General features: G+C 69.4%; 15 protein-coding genes. 8 read left to right on the top strand and 7 right to left on the bottom strand.

The genetic code is table 11. The features are described from left to right. Positions 1–86 precede the first annotated feature (86 nt). Genes PBN85_RS13215 through PBN85_RS13230 form a run of 4 tightly spaced genes read left to right on the top strand, consistent with a single transcriptional unit; the run spans position 87 to position 2,800 of the window. The gene (locus PBN85_RS13215) at positions 87–692 is read left to right on the top strand and encodes a LemA family protein (protein ID WP_271300896.1); all 606 of its coding nucleotides are present in this window, start codon (positions 87–89) and stop codon (positions 690–692) included. A gap of 53 nt (positions 693–745) precedes the next feature. Then, positions 746–1,600, top strand: a complete 855-nt coding sequence (locus PBN85_RS13220) for a TPM domain-containing protein (RefSeq protein ID WP_271299283.1) — start codon at positions 746–748, stop codon at positions 1,598–1,600. Between the two features lies 1 nt (position 1,601). Then, positions 1,602–2,273: a TPM domain-containing protein gene (locus tag PBN85_RS13225; RefSeq protein ID WP_271299284.1), complete on the top strand. Its 672-nt coding sequence runs from the start codon at positions 1,602–1,604 to the stop codon at positions 2,271–2,273. Next, on the top strand, positions 2,270–2,800 hold the full coding sequence (locus PBN85_RS13230) for an NUDIX hydrolase (protein WP_271299285.1): 531 nt from the start codon (positions 2,270–2,272) through the stop codon (positions 2,798–2,800). Before PBN85_RS13225 ends, PBN85_RS13230 begins: the two co-directional genes overlap by 4 nt. Positions 2,801–3,174: 374 nt before the next feature. Here the strand turns inward: PBN85_RS13230 and PBN85_RS13235 are convergent, their stop codons facing one another. Together PBN85_RS13235 and hrpB are read right to left on the bottom strand one after the other, a co-directional pair. Further along, positions 3,175–3,456 carry an ETC complex I subunit gene (locus PBN85_RS13235; RefSeq protein WP_037532684.1) on the bottom strand — a complete coding sequence of 94 codons (282 nt, stop codon included), beginning with the start codon at positions 3,454–3,456 and terminating at the stop codon, positions 3,175–3,177. A 9-nt stretch (positions 3,457–3,465) separates the two neighbouring features. Continuing rightward, on the bottom strand, positions 3,466–5,904 hold the full coding sequence (gene hrpB, locus PBN85_RS13240; protein ID WP_271299286.1) for an ATP-dependent helicase HrpB: 2,439 nt from the start codon (positions 5,902–5,904) through the stop codon (positions 3,466–3,468). An 85-nt stretch (positions 5,905–5,989) separates the two neighbouring features. Between hrpB and PBN85_RS13245 the strand changes: the two genes are divergently transcribed. Continuing rightward, the gene (locus PBN85_RS13245) at positions 5,990–6,310 is read left to right on the top strand and encodes a hypothetical protein (RefSeq protein ID WP_037532680.1); all 321 of its coding nucleotides are present in this window, start codon (positions 5,990–5,992) and stop codon (positions 6,308–6,310) included. A 91-nt stretch (positions 6,311–6,401) separates the two neighbouring features. Continuing rightward, positions 6,402–7,352, top strand: a complete 951-nt coding sequence (locus PBN85_RS13250) for a cation diffusion facilitator family transporter (protein WP_271299287.1) — start codon at positions 6,402–6,404, stop codon at positions 7,350–7,352. A 185-nt stretch (positions 7,353–7,537) separates the two neighbouring features. Here the strand turns inward: PBN85_RS13250 and PBN85_RS13255 are convergent, their stop codons facing one another. Further along, positions 7,538–8,548 carry a polyprenyl synthetase family protein gene (locus tag PBN85_RS13255; protein WP_037532676.1) on the bottom strand — a complete coding sequence of 337 codons (1,011 nt, stop codon included), beginning with the start codon at positions 8,546–8,548 and terminating at the stop codon, positions 7,538–7,540. A gap of 99 nt (positions 8,549–8,647) precedes the next feature. Here PBN85_RS13255 and PBN85_RS13260 point away from each other — a divergent pair, with 99 nt between their 5' ends. After that, positions 8,648–8,926, top strand: coding sequence for a chorismate mutase (locus PBN85_RS13260; protein WP_037532673.1), 279 nt, complete (start codon positions 8,648–8,650; stop codon positions 8,924–8,926). A 98-nt stretch (positions 8,927–9,024) separates the two neighbouring features. After that, the gene (tmk, locus tag PBN85_RS13265) at positions 9,025–9,669 is read left to right on the top strand and encodes a dTMP kinase (RefSeq protein ID WP_271299288.1); all 645 of its coding nucleotides are present in this window, start codon (positions 9,025–9,027) and stop codon (positions 9,667–9,669) included. Here the strand turns inward: tmk and PBN85_RS13270 are convergent. The 4 genes from PBN85_RS13270 to PBN85_RS13285 form a co-directional block, all read right to left on the bottom strand. After that, a complete protein-coding gene (locus PBN85_RS13270; RefSeq protein WP_271299289.1) occupies positions 9,666–10,442 on the bottom strand; it encodes an enoyl-CoA hydratase in 777 nt (258 codons plus the stop codon). The two genes, tmk and PBN85_RS13270, sit on opposite strands and share 4 nt — an antisense overlap. A gap of 60 nt (positions 10,443–10,502) precedes the next feature. Further along, positions 10,503–11,996, bottom strand: coding sequence for an alginate export family protein (locus PBN85_RS13275; RefSeq protein ID WP_037532668.1), 1,494 nt, complete (start codon positions 11,994–11,996; stop codon positions 10,503–10,505). 9 nt (positions 11,997–12,005) lie between these two features. After that, a complete protein-coding gene (locus tag PBN85_RS13280; RefSeq protein WP_271299290.1) occupies positions 12,006–13,355 on the bottom strand; it encodes a dicarboxylate/amino acid:cation symporter in 1,350 nt (449 codons plus the stop codon). A gap of 215 nt (positions 13,356–13,570) precedes the next feature. Then, complete coding sequence (locus tag PBN85_RS13285; RefSeq protein ID WP_271299291.1) at positions 13,571–14,068, bottom strand: methylated-DNA--[protein]-cysteine S-methyltransferase; 498 nt, start codon at positions 14,066–14,068, stop codon at positions 13,571–13,573. Between the last annotated feature and the right edge of the window lie 142 nt (positions 14,069–14,210).

Raw genomic sequence — 14,210 nt, forward strand, 5'->3', positions numbered from 1 at the left:
CCCAGAGGGAGCGAGACTAGGCGGCGATTTCCCCTTCGCCAAGCCCGTCCGCTGTCCTATATGCCTAGCACAGATACTTGAGGAGGATGTTCATGTCGTCGCTTCGACCCGTTGCCGCTTTCGCCCTGGCCGCCACCGCCTCGGTGTCGCTGGCCGGCTGCGGCATCAACTCGGTGCCGACGGCGGAGGAAAACGCCAAGGCGCGCTGGGCCGATGTCCAGAACCAATATCAGCGCCGCGCCGATCTGATCCCGAACCTCGTCGCCACGGTCAAGGCGGCCGGCGCGCAGGAGAAGGATATCCTGGTCCAGGTGACCCAGGCGCGCGCCAGCGCCAATCAGGTCAAACTGTCGGGCGATCAGCTGACCGATCCCGCCAAGGTGCAGCAGTTCGAGCGCGCGCAGAACAACGTGACGATGTCGTTGCAGCGGCTGCAGGAAGCCTATCCCGAGCTCAAGTCGCAGGGCAATTACACCACGCTGATGAGCCAGCTCGAAGGTACCGAGAACCGCATCACCATCGCGCGGCAGGATTACAACAATGCGGTGCAGGCCTATAACACGCGCATCCGCACCTTCCCCGATGCGGTCGGTGCGAAGATCTTCTACGGAGCCAAGCCGCTGACGCCGTTCGCCGCGACCGCGCCGGATGCCCAGAACGCGCCCACCGTCAACTTCGGGAATGCGAGCTGAGGGTGCCCGCCCCCCTTGCCCGGACCGCGACGCTGTGGCGGGCAGCGCTGCTGATGCTGCTGGCGTGGCTGATCGTCACGCCGGCGGCGGCGCAGACCTTCCCCAAGTTCACTGGCCTCGTCGTCGACGCCGCCGACGTGCTGCCGCCCGATCGGGAAGCGGCGCTGACCGCCAAGCTGGAGGCGTTGCAGAAGCAGACGCGCCGGCAATTGGTGGTCGCGACGATCCCGGACCTTCAGGGGTATCCGATAGCGGATTACGGCTATCGACTGGGGCGGAATTGGGGGGTTGGTCTTCGCGACGTCAACAATGGTGCGATTCTGATCGTGGCACCGAACGGCGCCGCCGGGCAACGGGGCGTGCGGGTTGAAGTCGGCCGAGGAATGGAGCCGATCATCACCGACGCTCTAAGCAGTGTCATCATCAACCAGACTATGATCCCCAAACTTCGGGCCGGCGACATTCCCGGAGCGATCAGCGCAGGCGTCGACGAGCTTGCGCGTCAAATGCAGGCAAGTCCCGAAGAGGCCCGGTCGAGACTCGACGCCGCGGCCAAGCAATATGATGCCACGCATCGGCGTAGCCGCACCAGCCAGAGCGGCGGCGGCGTGCCGTTCGGCGTGATCATCTGGGGAATCATTCTGCTGTTCGTGCTGGTGCCACTGTTGCGCGGCCGGAAACGTGCCGGCCCGTGGGGCCGACGCTATGACCATGATGGCGGCAGTGCGCTGCCGATCGTGCTGTGGGGTCTCGCTAATGAGATCGGCCGTTCGTCGCAGGGCGGTGGCTGGAGCAGCGGCGGTGGCGGCGGATCAGGCGGCGACGGCGACGGCAGCTGGGGCGGCGGCGGCTTCACCGGCGGCGGCGGCGGCGATTTCGGCGGCGGCGGCGCGTCTGGGAGTTGGTAGGATGGAACTGACCGACGATGATCGCGCGCGCGTCGCCGCCGCCGTAGCGCTGGCCGAGCGCAGCACCGCCGGCGAGATCGTCACGATCGTCGCGCGACGCAGCGACAAATATCATGACGTCGCCCTGCACTGGGCGGTGCTCGCCATGCTGCTCGTGCTGGCGCTGCTCGCGCTGGTCCCGACCGCGGCGGTGTGGCTGCACGGGCTGGTTGCCGACCCGTGGGAGGGCGCGCCGAGCGCGGGGAGCCTGTTCACCGTCGCGCTGGTGCTGCTCGCCGTCACCTTCCTCGTCGTGCGGCTGGCGCTCGCCTGGATGCCGCTGCGGCTGGCGCTGACGCCGGGCAGCACCGCCGCCCGCCGCGTGCACGAGCGTGCCCGGTTGCTGTTCCGCACCGCCGCCGAGGCCCGCACGCTCGAGGCGACGGGCGTACTCGTCTACCTCTCGCTCGACGAACATCGCGCAGAGATCATCGCCGATCATTCCATTCACAAGCGCGTAGCGCCCGACATCTGGGGCGCGGCGATGGCGGCACTGATCGCGGCGACCCGTGACGGCCGCCCCGGCGACGGCATGGCCGAGGCGGTGCGCCAGATCGGCCTCGTCCTCGCCGAGCAATTCCCGCCGCGCGCCGACGACACCAACGAACTGCCGGATCGATTGATCGAGCTATGACCACCGATTCCACCGTCTGGACGGGCAAATATCTCTCGGTCAAAAAGGCCGGGACCTGGGAATATGCCGAGCGCGTCGGCGCGATCGCCGCGGCGGTGATCGTCGCGATCGACGGCGACGGACAAGTGCTGCTCGTCGAACAGCATCGCGTGCCGCTCGGGCGGACTTGCCTCGAACTGCCCGCCGGACTGGTCGGCGACGAGAGCGCGGGCGAAAGCGTCGCCGACGCGGCCCGGCGCGAGCTCGAGGAGGAGACCGGCTATCACGCCGCCGTCGTCGAGGAACGCGGTGAATTCTACTCGTCGCCGGGGATGACGTCGGAAAGCTTCACCTTGGTGCTGGCGACCGGACTGACCCGCACCGGTGACGGCGGCGGCGATGCGCAGGAGAATATCACCGTCCACCGGGTCGCGCCGGAATCGGTGGCCGGTTTCGTCGCGGCGAAACGGCGCGAGGGCGTCGCGATCGACGCGAAGATGCTGCTGCTGCTCGGCAGCGGGCTGATGGATGAGGTGATCGGGCGGTAGCGCGGGGATGGCGCGCATGGCGCCAGTCTTCATGAATACGGCCGAAAGCGGGATCTCTGCCTAGGTCGTTCTGGCAAGCGACCCGAGATACCCATGCCGGCGAGACCTTTGCGAAGTCTCGGAGTTGGCCGGAGACGCGTCGTCATCCCGGACGCGTTCCGAGGTCCACCGAGCCGCGAAATATCCGGCCTACGCTCGTGCGGGACCGCGGATGCCGGACCACGTCCGGCAGGACGGCGAAGGTTTGCAGAGGTTCCGCAAGAGCGGGGATCACCGAGCAGGCAGAGCAACGGCTCTTTGTTCCTGGAACCCTGGACTCCTGCCTGCGCAGAAGTACGGGAGCGGCCGTTATCCGCCGGCTTGCGCGCCCAACCTTACCGGAAATTGTCCGCGTAGGCCTGCAGCTTCAGCTTGCGCTCCGGCGCCGGGATCAGCTCGTAGTCGAAGCCCTGCGCCTCGCAATAGGCGATCGCCGCCTCCTGCGTCGGGAAGCTCAGCCGTACCTGCTCGCGCGTGTCGCCGCTGCCGGCCCAGCCGGTGAGCGGATCGGGACGCTTGGGTTCGGCGGGCTCGAATTCGAGGCTCCACGTCATCGTCCGGGCTTTGCCGGACTGCATCGCATTCTTGGGGCGCTGGAAGATACGGGCGGTAGGCATGGCGGTTCCTTAGCGTGTCCCGAGGCTGCGTGCATCCGCCTTTTTGGTGCGCAGCGTCGCCGCCGCCGCGGCGGGATCGTCGGGCCAGGGATGTTTGGGGTAGCGACCGCGCATCTCCTTGGCGACGGCGTTCCAGCTGCCCGCCCAGAAGCCGGGCAGATCGCGCGTCGTCTGGATCGGCCGGCCGGCGGGCGAGGTCAGGCTGAGCACCAGCGGCACGCGCTGCGACCCGATGCTCGGATGCTCGGCCAGACCGAACAGCGCCTGGACGCGCAGCTCGACCTTCGGCCCGCCCTCGGCCGCATAGTCGATGGCGTGCGTGCTGCCCGCCGGGCTGGTGAAATCGGCGGGGGCGAGCCGGTCGACCTGCCGCATCCCGTCCCAGCCGATCAGCGCGCGCAGCGCATCGGTCAGCGCGCCGCCCGGGATCGCGTCGAGCCGCCGGCGCCCGGCGAGCAGCGGCGGCAGCCATTCGTCGAGCCGCTCGACGAGCAACGCGTCGATGTCGATGCCGGCATAACGCGCGCGCGCCTTGAGCGCCTCGCCGCTCTCGCGCCACGGCAGCAGGTCGAGCCCATGCGTCCGCACCCCGTCGAGCAGCGCATCGGCGATCGCGGCGGGATCGGCCTGCGAATCGGGTCCGGACGACAGTCGCAGCGCGCCGAGCCGTCGCTCGCGCAGCGTCGTCACGCCGCCGGTCGCGGGGTCGAAGTCGACGGTGCGCCGCGTCTCGATCCGCGCGCCGAACAATCGCTCGATCGTCGCCAGCGTGATCGGCGCCGCCGCGAGGATGCGCGCGCCCGAGGCGGCGCCCTGCGTCTCCGCCACCGCCAGCCAGGCGTGCCGCGCCAGCGCGCTGGTCGGATCGAGGCGGAAGCCGCGCCCGCCGGCCGACGCCCAATGTTCGCCGCTCGCGTCGCGGGCGCGGGCAATCCGGTCGGGAAAGGCAAGCGCGATCGGCACCTCGATCGCCTCGTCGCTGCCCTCGCCCCCGCCGACCAGCTTCGCCCAGCGCGTGGCGAGCTGGCGCGCCGCCTGCGCCTTGGTGCCGCGCTCGCCCCGCCAGCGGCGCAGTCGCGATTCGAGATCGGCGTCGCTGCCGCCAAGTCCGCGCTCGCTGAGCAGCACCGCGACCTCGGCGGCAATCCGCCCCTGCCCCATGTCACCGGCGCGCAGCAGCATATGCGCGAGCCGTGGCGGCATCGGCAGCGTGGCGATGCGGCGGCCATGCGCGGTCGGGCGGCCATCGGCGTCGATCGCCTCCAGCGCGGTCAGCCGCTCGCGCGCCTCCGCCACCGCAGCGGCGGGCGGCGGATCGAGGAAGGCGAGATCGCGCGGATCATTGACGCCCCACAAGGCCGCGGCGAGCACCAGCCCCGACAGGTCGGCTTCCAGGATCTCCGGCGGATCGAAGCGCGGCAGGCCGCCCGTCCCCGCCTCTTCCCACAGACGATAGGCGACGCCGGGGCCGAGCCGCGCGGCGCGACCGGCACGCTGCGTCACCGCCGCCTGACTGGCACGCTCGGTGACGAGCCGGGTCATCCCCGCCGCGCGGTCGTAACGCGGCCGGCGGGCCAGCCCCGAATCGACGACGATGCGGATGCCGTCGAGCGTCAGGCTGGTCTCGGCGATCGAGGTGGCGAGCACCAGCTTGCGCCGGCCGTCGGGTTCGGGCCGGATCGCGGCCCGCTGCGCGGCGGGATCGAGGCTGCCGTGCAACTGATGCAGGACGATGGCGTCGGGCAGGTCGGCGAGTCGCTCGGCGGTGCGCTCGATCTCGGCGACGCCGGGCAGGAAGGCGAGCAGCCCGCCCTCCGCCTCGGCGAGCGCGCGGCGGATCGCCGAGGCCATCACGTCCTCGATCCGTGCGTCGCCGCTGCGGCCGAGATGGCGGAGGGCGAGCGGATGGCTGCGCCCTTCGCTCTCGATCACCGGCGCATCGCCGAGCAACGCCGCGAAGCGCGCGCCGTCGAGCGTCGCCGACATCGCGACGATGCGCAGATCGGGGCGCAGCGCCGCCTGCGCATCGAGCGCGAGCGCGAGGCCGAAGTCGCCGTCGAGGCTGCGCTCGTGCACCTCGTCGAACAGCACCGCGGCGACGCCGGCGAGTTCGGGATCGGCCTGGATGCGCGCGACGAAGATGCCCTCGGTCACCACGGTCACCCGCGTCGTCGCCGAGCGGCGGCTGTCCATCCGCGTCGCATAGCCATAGGTGCCGCCGACCGCCTCTCCGGCAAGCGCCGCCATCCGCTCCGCCGCGGCACGCGCGGCGAGCCGGCGCGGCGACAGCAGCAGGATCTCGCCGTCGCACCACGGCTCGGCGAGCAGCGCGGACGCCACCGCCGTCGTCTTGCCCGCGCCGGGCGGCGCGACCAGCACGGCGTTGGCGCCGGCCCGCAGCGCGGCAAGCAGATCGGGCAGGACGGCGAGGATCGGCAGGTCGGTCACGATCGCGCCGCCATGGCATGGATCGCACCGCGACGCGACATCCGCCGTCTGCTAAGGCCGGGACGCAAGCATGAAGGAGACGATTATGGGTCTGTTGGACGGCATCCTCGGCCAAGTGGCCGGCAATCCGGAAATCGCCAATCTCGCCGAACGCATCGGCTTGTCGCCCGAACAGGTGACGGCGGCGATCGCGGCGCTCGGCGCGGCGCATACCCAGCCCGGCGACACCGTCGCGGGCGCGGCGGACTCGACCGGTCTATCGCCGGACGTCCTGCAGCAGATCCTGGCGCATCTCGGCGGCGAAGGCGCGCTTGGTCGCCTCGGCGCGTTGCTCGGCGGGGCAGAAGGCGCCGATGGCTCGGGCGGCCTCGGCAGCATGCTCGGCGGGCTGTTCGGCAAGGCCTGATCCCGGCGTCACGCCGGAATGGCGATCGCGCACGTCCTAGTATCTCCTGCCCGCGCGATGGTAAGCAGCCGCGGGCAGCGAGGCACGATCATTGAGCGGACATGCGCACGACCATTCGCACGGTCATCATCACGGACACGACCATAAGGGCCACAGCCACGGGCATGGCCACGGCCACAGCCACGCGCCGGCATCGTTCGACCGCGCCTTCGCGATCGGCATCGCGCTCAACATCGCCTATGTCGTCGCCGAAAGCGGCGCGGGCCTGTGGACCGGATCGGTCGCGCTGCTCGCCGATGCCGGGCACAATCTGTCCGACGTGCTCGGCCTCGCCGTCGCCTGGGGCGGCGCGGCGCTGGCGCGGAGCGCGCCGACCAAGCGCTTCACCTACGGGCTGAAGGGATCGACGATCCTCGCCGCGCTCGCCAATGCGGTGTTCCTGCTCGTCGCGCTCGGCGCGATCGTCACCGAGGCGGTGCAGCGGCTCGGCAATCCGCCGGCGGTGACCGGGCTCACCGTCTCGCTGGTCGCGGGAATCGGCATTGCGATCAACGCCTTCACCGCGTGGCTGTTCGCGCGCGGGCGCAAGGGCGATATCAATATCCGCGGCGCCTATCTGCATATGCTGAGCGATGCCCTGGTCTCGGCAGGCGTGGTCGCGGCCGGCATCGCGATCTGGGCGACGGGGTTCGGCTGGATCGATCCGCTGGTCAGCCTCGTCATCGCCGCGCTGATCTTCTGGCAGACCTGGGGCCTGCTGCGCGAGACGGTCGAGATGTCGCTCGCCGCGGTGCCGCGCGCGATCGACTATGACGCAGTGACCGAGGCGCTGGAGGCGCTGCCCGGCGTGGCGCGGGTGCACGATCTGCACATCTGGCCGATGTCGACCACCGAACCGGTGCTGACCGCGCATCTGGTGATGCCGGAGGGGCATCCGGGCGACGGCTTCCTCGTCGCGGCGCGCACGATGCTGCGGGAGCGATTCGCGATCGGGCATGCGACGTTGCAGGTGGAGATGGGCGGCGAGTGCGCGGCGTGCTGAGGGGGTGACAGACGCCTCCGACGTCATCATCCCCGCGGCGGCAAAACCTCTGCAAAAATCCTTGCGCCGCCCTCACCCCGGAGCTGTTCCGGGCCAATATACCGCAAAACGAACGGCTTATGCTCCTGCGGAGCCGTGGATGCCGGAGCAAGTCCAGCGTGACGGAAGGGAGAGCGCCCCTCCCCTCAATAGGCCCGTGCCACCGCGAATTCGACCGCTTCGATCATCGCGTCCTTCGCCTTGCTGTTGGCGAAGCTGCCGATCGCGTCGATCGCGCGCTGGCCGTAGTGGCGGGCACGCGCCAGCGTATCGTCGACCGAGCGGGTGCGGCGAACCAGATCTATCGCCCGCGCGAAATCCTCGTCCGACTGGCGCCGGCCCTCGATCGCGTCCTTCCAGAACTTGCGGTCGTCGGCATCGCCGCGCGCATAAGCGAGGATCACCGGCAGCGTCATCTTGCCTTCGCGGAAGTCGTCGCCTGCGTCCTTGCCCATCGTTCCGGCGTCCGACACGTAATCGATCGCGTCGTCGACGAGCTGGAAGGCGATGCCGAGATTGCGGCCATAAGCGTCGAGCGCTAGTTCCTCGCCTTCGGGTCGTTCGGCGACCACCGCGGCGATGCGGCAGGCCGCGGCGAACAGCGCCGCGGTCTTGGCGTTGATGATGTCGAGATAGCGATCCTCGCCCAGATCGACGCGCCGCGCCGCGGTGAGCTGGTTGACCTCGCCCTCGGCGATCACCGCGCTGGCGTTCGACAGGATCTTCAGGACCTTGAGGCTGCCGTCCTCGACCATCAGCTCGAAGCTGCGGCTGAACAGGAAGTCGCCGACCAGCACGCTCGCCGGATTGCCCCAGATGATGTTGGCGGTACGCTTGCCGCGGCGCAGATCGGAGCCGTCGACCACGTCGTCGTGCAACAACGTCGCGGTGTGGATGAATTCGACCGAGGCGGCGAGCCGGTGGTGGCGCGTGCCGGTGTAACCGATCAGCCGCGCGCTGCTCAGCGTCAGCATCGGTCGCATCCGTTTGCCGCCGCCGGCGATCAGATGGCCGGCAAGTTCCGGTATCAGCGGAATTTGCGACTGCATGCGATCGAGGATCACCGTGTTGACGGCGTTCATGTCCCCGGCGACGAGCTGGAGCAGGGGCTCGAGCGACGGCGTGCGGTTGTCGAGGCGGTGGATGGTGGCGGTCATCTCGCCCCGCGCTCTGCCGGGTGCGCGAGGCGAACGCAAGCCTTGCTCGCAGACGCAACACATACCATGGAGGCGACGGGCCGACCGGAGGAGCCAGGCGTGAGCGACGACGTGTTGCAGGGGTATCGCAAGAGCATCGACAATATCGACGCGGCGCTCGTCCATCTGCTCGCCGAGCGGTTCAAGGTGACGCAGGCGGTCGGCCGCCACAAGGCGACGAGCGGCCTGCCCGCCGCCGATCCCGGCCGTGAGGAGCGGCAGATCGCCCGGCTGCGCCGGCTCGCCGAAGAGGCGGAGCTCGATCCTGAGTTCAGCGAGAAGTTCCTGCGCTTCATCATCGACGAGGTGATCCGCCACCACCAGCAACTGGCCGGCTGAGCGCACCACGATCCCGTGCCAGCCCTGTCCAATCCTCTCCGCCCCTTGCCGGGCCGCGCCCCCTGCCCCCGCCCCGGTCCCGCCGGGAGCTGCGGCTGATGGCGGGCGTGTTCATCGCGGTCGAAGGCGTCGACGGGTCCGGCAAGACCGGCGTCGTCCGCCGGCTCGTCGCCGGATTGCAGGCGCGCGGCCATGACGTGGTCGGCACGCGCGAACCGGGCGGCACGCCGCAGGGGGAGGCGCTGCGCAGCCTGCTGCTCGCCGGCGAGGACGCGACCTGGGATCCGCGCGCGGAGCTGCTGCTGATGACCGCGGCGCGCGTCCAGCATGTCGCGCGCGTCGTGCTGCCCGCGGTCAGCGCCGGACGCGTCGTCGTCTCGGATCGCTACGTCGGCTCGACGCTCGCCTATCAGGGCGCGGGGCGCGGCATGTCGGAGGCGCTGATCCGCGACCTTCATGCCGCGGTCACCGACGATCTCTGGCCCGACCTGACGCTGGTGCTCGACGTCGATCCGACGATCGGCCTGACGCGCAGCCGCAAGCGCCTGAGCGACGGGGCGATCGACGAAGGGCGGTTCGAGAGCCTCGACCTCGCCTTCCATCAGCGCATCCGCGAGGCGTTCCTTGCCCAGGCGAACGCCTCGCCCGATCGCCATGCGGTGATCGACGCGAGCGGCGCGCCCGGCGCGGTCCAGGCGCAGGCGCTCGCCGCCGCCGAACGCTTTCTCGCGCGCGCCGGCTAGCGGCCGGTCCAGGCGCCCGGACGCTTCTCGACGAAGGCGGCCATGCCTTCCTGCTTGTCGGCGGTGGCGAACAGGGCGTGGAACAGCCGCCGTTCGAACTGGACGCCCTGCGCCAGCGTCGTCTCGAACGCGGCGTTGACCATCTCCTTGTTGGCGAGCACCGCGAGCGGCGCCATCGCCGCGATCGTCGCGGCGGTCTTCATCGCCTCCTCGACCAGATCGGCGGCGGGAACGATGCGGCTGACCAGCCCGGCGCGCTCCGCCTCGGCGGCGTCCATCATCCGGCCGGTCAGGCACATTTCCATCGCCTTGGCCTTGCCGACCGCGCGCGCCAGCCGTTGCGACCCACCCATGCCGGGGCTGACCGCGAGCTTGATCTCGGGCTGGCCGAATTTGGCGGTCTCCGCGGCGAGGATGAAATCGCACATCATCGCCAGCTCGCAGCCGCCGCCGAGCGCATAGCCGGCGACCGCGGCGATGATCGGCTTGCGCGTCGCGGTGAGCCGTTCGTAGCCCGAAAAGTGGTTGCGGCCATAGACGGCGGCGAAGTCGAGCGGCTGCATCTCCTTGATGTCCGCCCCCGCGGCAAAGGCCTTGGCGCTGCCGGTGAGCACCGCGCAGCCCTGCCCGTCGTCGGCGTCGAAGTCGGCGAGCGCGGCGAGCAGATCGTCCAGTACCTGTGCGTTAAGCGCATTGAGCGCCTCCGGCCGGTTGAGCGTGATCAGCGTGACGCGCTCGCGCCGTTCGACGAGGATGGTGGCATAGTCGGACATCGGGCTCTCCTTTTGCCGCGCGTCTTGGCGCGTGACCGCGGCAACGTCCATCCCGAACGGTCAGAAGCGGAAGCTGAGCCAGCCGGCCATGAAGTCGGAGCTCTTGAACCCGGCCTTGCTCAGCGACGGGCCGGCGGCGAGATGCTCGTAGCGGCCGGTGAATGACAGCCGCGGGCTGATCGCCCAGATCGCCTGCAGGCGCATGACGTCGCCGATCTTGGCATCGCCGATGCGCTGCGTCCCCGCGAACGGCTGGCCGTTGGCGCGATAGACCGCGTCGGTGACGCTGTCGCGCCAGGCGAGCTGATATTCGGCGGTGACGCGCACCCGTTTGAGCGGCGAGACGGTGACGTTCGGCGCGACCGCGATCAGGTTCGATGCGGTGAGGAACAGGCCATAGCTGTAATAGATGTTGTTGCCGAAGGGCGCATAGGCATCGCGCAGCTTGCCGTTGCCATAGCCGCCACCGCCGCTCGCATAATCGAAGTGGATGCCGATGCGCGGCGCGGTCGCCGGCTTGCCGAGGCGATAGGTCTGCGCGAGGAAGACCTGCCAGGCGTCGATATCCTGATCGATATAGCGGCCGGACTGGTGGTTGACCGTCCAGTCGATCGTCAGCGGCCCGGCATCGCCATAAAGGCGCGTCCCGGCGTAATAACGCGTCGCCGGCCCGATCCGCCCGCCCCACGCGCCGACGCTGTTGCGCCGCCGCCAGAAGAACGGATCGACATAGAGTTTCGAGCCGCCGAACCAGTGCGTCGGCGCGGCAAAGCCGAAGGTCACGCCGGAGAAGCGCCGGGCGGGATCGCTGATGTCGTCCTCCGCGCCGAGATCGCCATATTGCGTCGGCTTGAGGTCGAACAGGTCGACGCGCACGCGGCGGCCGCGTGCCCAGGCACGGATGCCGTTGAGCGTGTAGCGGATCGTATTGTTGTCGCGCTGCGAGACGAGCAGATTGGCGCCGTCGGTGAATTCCTGCCGCCCGTAGCGCGCGCCGATCGCGACACCGGAAACCTCGGCATCTCCCTCGACGAACGCCTGCTGGACGACGAGGTCGTTGCGCAACGTCGCGGCGGGCACGCCGAGTTCGACGCCGGAGATGCCGCCGTGCGCGATCTCGGCGAAGGCGCGGAAATGCGGACCGACGTGGAGATCGGCACCTCCCACCAGCCGGTTGATGTCCTGCCGCTGCGCGCGCGAATCGCGCAGATTGGGGTTGGTGGTGTGGTTCACCCGCAGCCGCGCCTCGCCCGACAGCGTCAGATAGACGTCGCCATCGGCATCGATCGGCAGGAATTTGAGCCGGTCGAGGATATCATGGCGCTTGGCCGGATCACGATAGCTGCTCCAATCCTCCGCCCAGCGCGACAGGTTGAAGCCGTTGGTGGTGGCGCCGTCGCCGGCCGCGGCCGAAGGGTAGCTGGTGACGGTCGGCGTCGCCGGATTGCGCGTCTGCCCCGCTTCGCTCGGCGGGACGTTAGTCTGGGCGATCGCGCCGGTCGCGAGGACGAGCGAGGCGGTGGCGCCGGCGAGGGCGCAGCTGCGGTAGATCATGATCGGTCCTTAGGCGGCGGGAACGGCGTCGGCGGGAAGCTGATCGACGCGCAACGCGCGGCCGTGCAGCGCGGCGTCGAGCTGGGCGTGGTCGAGCCGCCCCTCCCAGCGCGAGACGACCACCGTCGCCACCGCATTGCCGATGAAATTGGTCAGGCTGCGGCATTCGCTCATGAAGCGGTCGACGCCGAGGATCAGCGCCATGCCGGCGACCGGTACGCTCGGCACGATCGACAGGGTCGCGGCGAGCGTGATGAAGCCCGCCCCGGTCACCCCCGCCGCGCCCTTCGACGACAGCATCGCGACGCCGAGCAGCAGCAATTGCTGGCCGAGCGTCAGGTCGACGTTGCACGCCTGCGCGATGAACAGCGCCGCCAAGGTCATGTAGATGTTGGTGCCGTCGAGGTTGAACGAATAGCCGGTCGGCACGACCAGCCCGACGATCGACTTGGGGCAGCCGGCGCGTTCCATCTTCTCGATCAACGCCGGCAGCGCGCTTTCCGACGAGGAGGTGCCGAGCACCAGCAGCAGCTCCGCCTTGAGGTAGGCGATCAGCCGCAGGATCGAAAAGCCGCACAGCCGGCTCATCGCCCCGAGCACCACCAGCACGAACAGCAGGGAGGTGAAGTAGAAGGTGCCGACCAGCAGCGCGAGATTGGCGAGCGTGCCGACGCCATATTTGCCGATGGTGAAGGCCATCGCGCCGAACGCCCCGATCGGCGCCGCCTTCATGACGATGCTGACCACCTTGAAGAAGGCGAGCGAGATATCCTCCAGCACGTGCAGCACCTTGGTGCCGCGATCGCCGATCAGCGCCAGCGCGATGCCGAACAGGATCGAGACGAACAGCGTCTGGAGGATATTGCCCTCGGTCAGCGACGACAGGAAGGTGTCGGGGATGATGCCGGTGAGGAAGCCGGTGATCGTCGATTCATGCGCCTTCTCGGCGAATTCGGCGACCTTGCTCGTGTCGAGGCTGGCAGGATCGATGTTGAGCCCCGCGCCGGGCCGGACGACATTGGCGACGATCAGGCCGACGATCAGCGCCAGCGTCGAGAAGAACAGGAAATAGAGGAACGCCTTGCCTGCGACGCGGCCGACCGCGCCGAGATCGCGCATCCCCGCGATGCCGGTGACGATGGTGAGGAAGATCACCGGCGCGATCACCATCTTGACCAGTTTGATGAAGGCATCGCCGATCGGCTTCATCGCCTCGCCGGTCTGCGGCGCGAAATGGCCGAGCAGCACGCCGGCGACGATCGCGATCAGTACCTGCAGGTACAGCTGCTTGTACCACGGCCTGGCGGCGGGCGGTGCGACGGGACCTCCGGACGGCGTCGCGGCGACGGTGATGCTCATGAGATGCCTTTCATCCTCTGTAACGGCGCGTACCGGCTCTTGCTGGCCGTGGAGCGTCGCAGGAGAATGCCGTGTCCCGCCCGCCGCAGGCAATGACCACAGCGAATGATTAAAACCATTGTATTACAGTGACTTAGCGATCATCGCAGCGACAGGTGGCGCGATGGTCGGGGAGCGTCGCGGCGAATGTGTGCCGAAAGTTGCACAGCGCTGCGTTACAGCGGCAACTCGCCCGACCGGCGCTCCAGCGCGAGCAGCGTCGCCTTCGCCTTCAGCCCGCCCGCGAAGCCGGTAAGCTGGCCGGTGCTGCCGACGACGCGGTGGCAGGGTGCGATGATCGACAGCGGGTTGCGTCCGTTCGCGGCGCCGACCGCCCGCGATGCCGCGGGTCGTCCGATCGCGCGGGCCAGCGCGCCGTAACTGCGCGTCTCGCCATAAGGGATGGTCAGCAGCGCCGCCCACACCTCGCGCTGGAACGCCGTGCCGCGCCAGTCGAGCGGCAGGTCGAACGTCCTGCGGCCGCCATCGAAATAGCTGCGCAACTGCCCCGCCGTGGCGACGAGGATCGGGTGATCCGCTGCCGCCGTCGCCGGCTCGAGCGCGACCCTTCGCGGATCGTCATCGGGCCACAGCACCGCAACCAGCCCGACGTCGCTCGCGACCAGCGTCAGCGTGCCGACGGGCGATTCGAGCGAAGCGGTGGCGAGCGGCATGGCAGCGGTATAGCAGCAGCGGCGGCCGCGCGGGACTGGGGGATTGCAAGGCACGGTAGCGACAGAGCAGCGATCGCGGCACCGGCATGATCGCGGCGGTGCGTTCTTCCTGCCACTCGGCCACATAATATCACGAAGCAGC

The organism is Sphingomonas sp. CV7422, assembly GCF_027945725.1.
Taxonomy (GTDB): Bacteria; Pseudomonadota; Alphaproteobacteria; order Sphingomonadales; family Sphingomonadaceae; genus Sphingomonas; species Sphingomonas kyungheensis.

Coding starts and splice junctions, on each gene's coding strand:
- PBN85_RS13215 (WP_271300896.1), top strand. CDS start 87: ATGTTCATGTCGTCGCTTCGACCCGTTGCCGCTTTCGCCCTGGCCGCC.
- PBN85_RS13220 (WP_271299283.1), top strand. CDS start 746: ATGCTGCTGGCGTGGCTGATCGTCACGCCGGCGGCGGCGCAGACCTTC.
- PBN85_RS13225 (WP_271299284.1), top strand. CDS start 1,602: ATGGAACTGACCGACGATGATCGCGCGCGCGTCGCCGCCGCCGTAGCG.
- PBN85_RS13230 (WP_271299285.1), top strand. CDS start 2,270: ATGACCACCGATTCCACCGTCTGGACGGGCAAATATCTCTCGGTCAAA.
- PBN85_RS13235 (WP_037532684.1), bottom strand. CDS start 3,456: ATGCCTACCGCCCGTATCTTCCAGCGCCCCAAGAATGCGATGCAGTCC.
- PBN85_RS13245 (WP_037532680.1), top strand. CDS start 5,990: ATGGGTCTGTTGGACGGCATCCTCGGCCAAGTGGCCGGCAATCCGGAA.
- PBN85_RS13255 (WP_037532676.1), bottom strand. CDS start 8,548: ATGACCGCCACCATCCACCGCCTCGACAACCGCACGCCGTCGCTCGAG.
- tmk (WP_271299288.1), top strand. CDS start 9,025: ATGGCGGGCGTGTTCATCGCGGTCGAAGGCGTCGACGGGTCCGGCAAG.
- PBN85_RS13270 (WP_271299289.1), bottom strand. CDS start 10,442: ATGTCCGACTATGCCACCATCCTCGTCGAACGGCGCGAGCGCGTCACG.
- PBN85_RS13275 (WP_037532668.1), bottom strand. CDS start 11,996: ATGATCTACCGCAGCTGCGCCCTCGCCGGCGCCACCGCCTCGCTCGTC.
- PBN85_RS13280 (WP_271299290.1), bottom strand. CDS start 13,355: ATGAGCATCACCGTCGCCGCGACGCCGTCCGGAGGTCCCGTCGCACCG.
- PBN85_RS13285 (WP_271299291.1), bottom strand. CDS start 14,068: ATGCCGCTCGCCACCGCTTCGCTCGAATCGCCCGTCGGCACGCTGACG.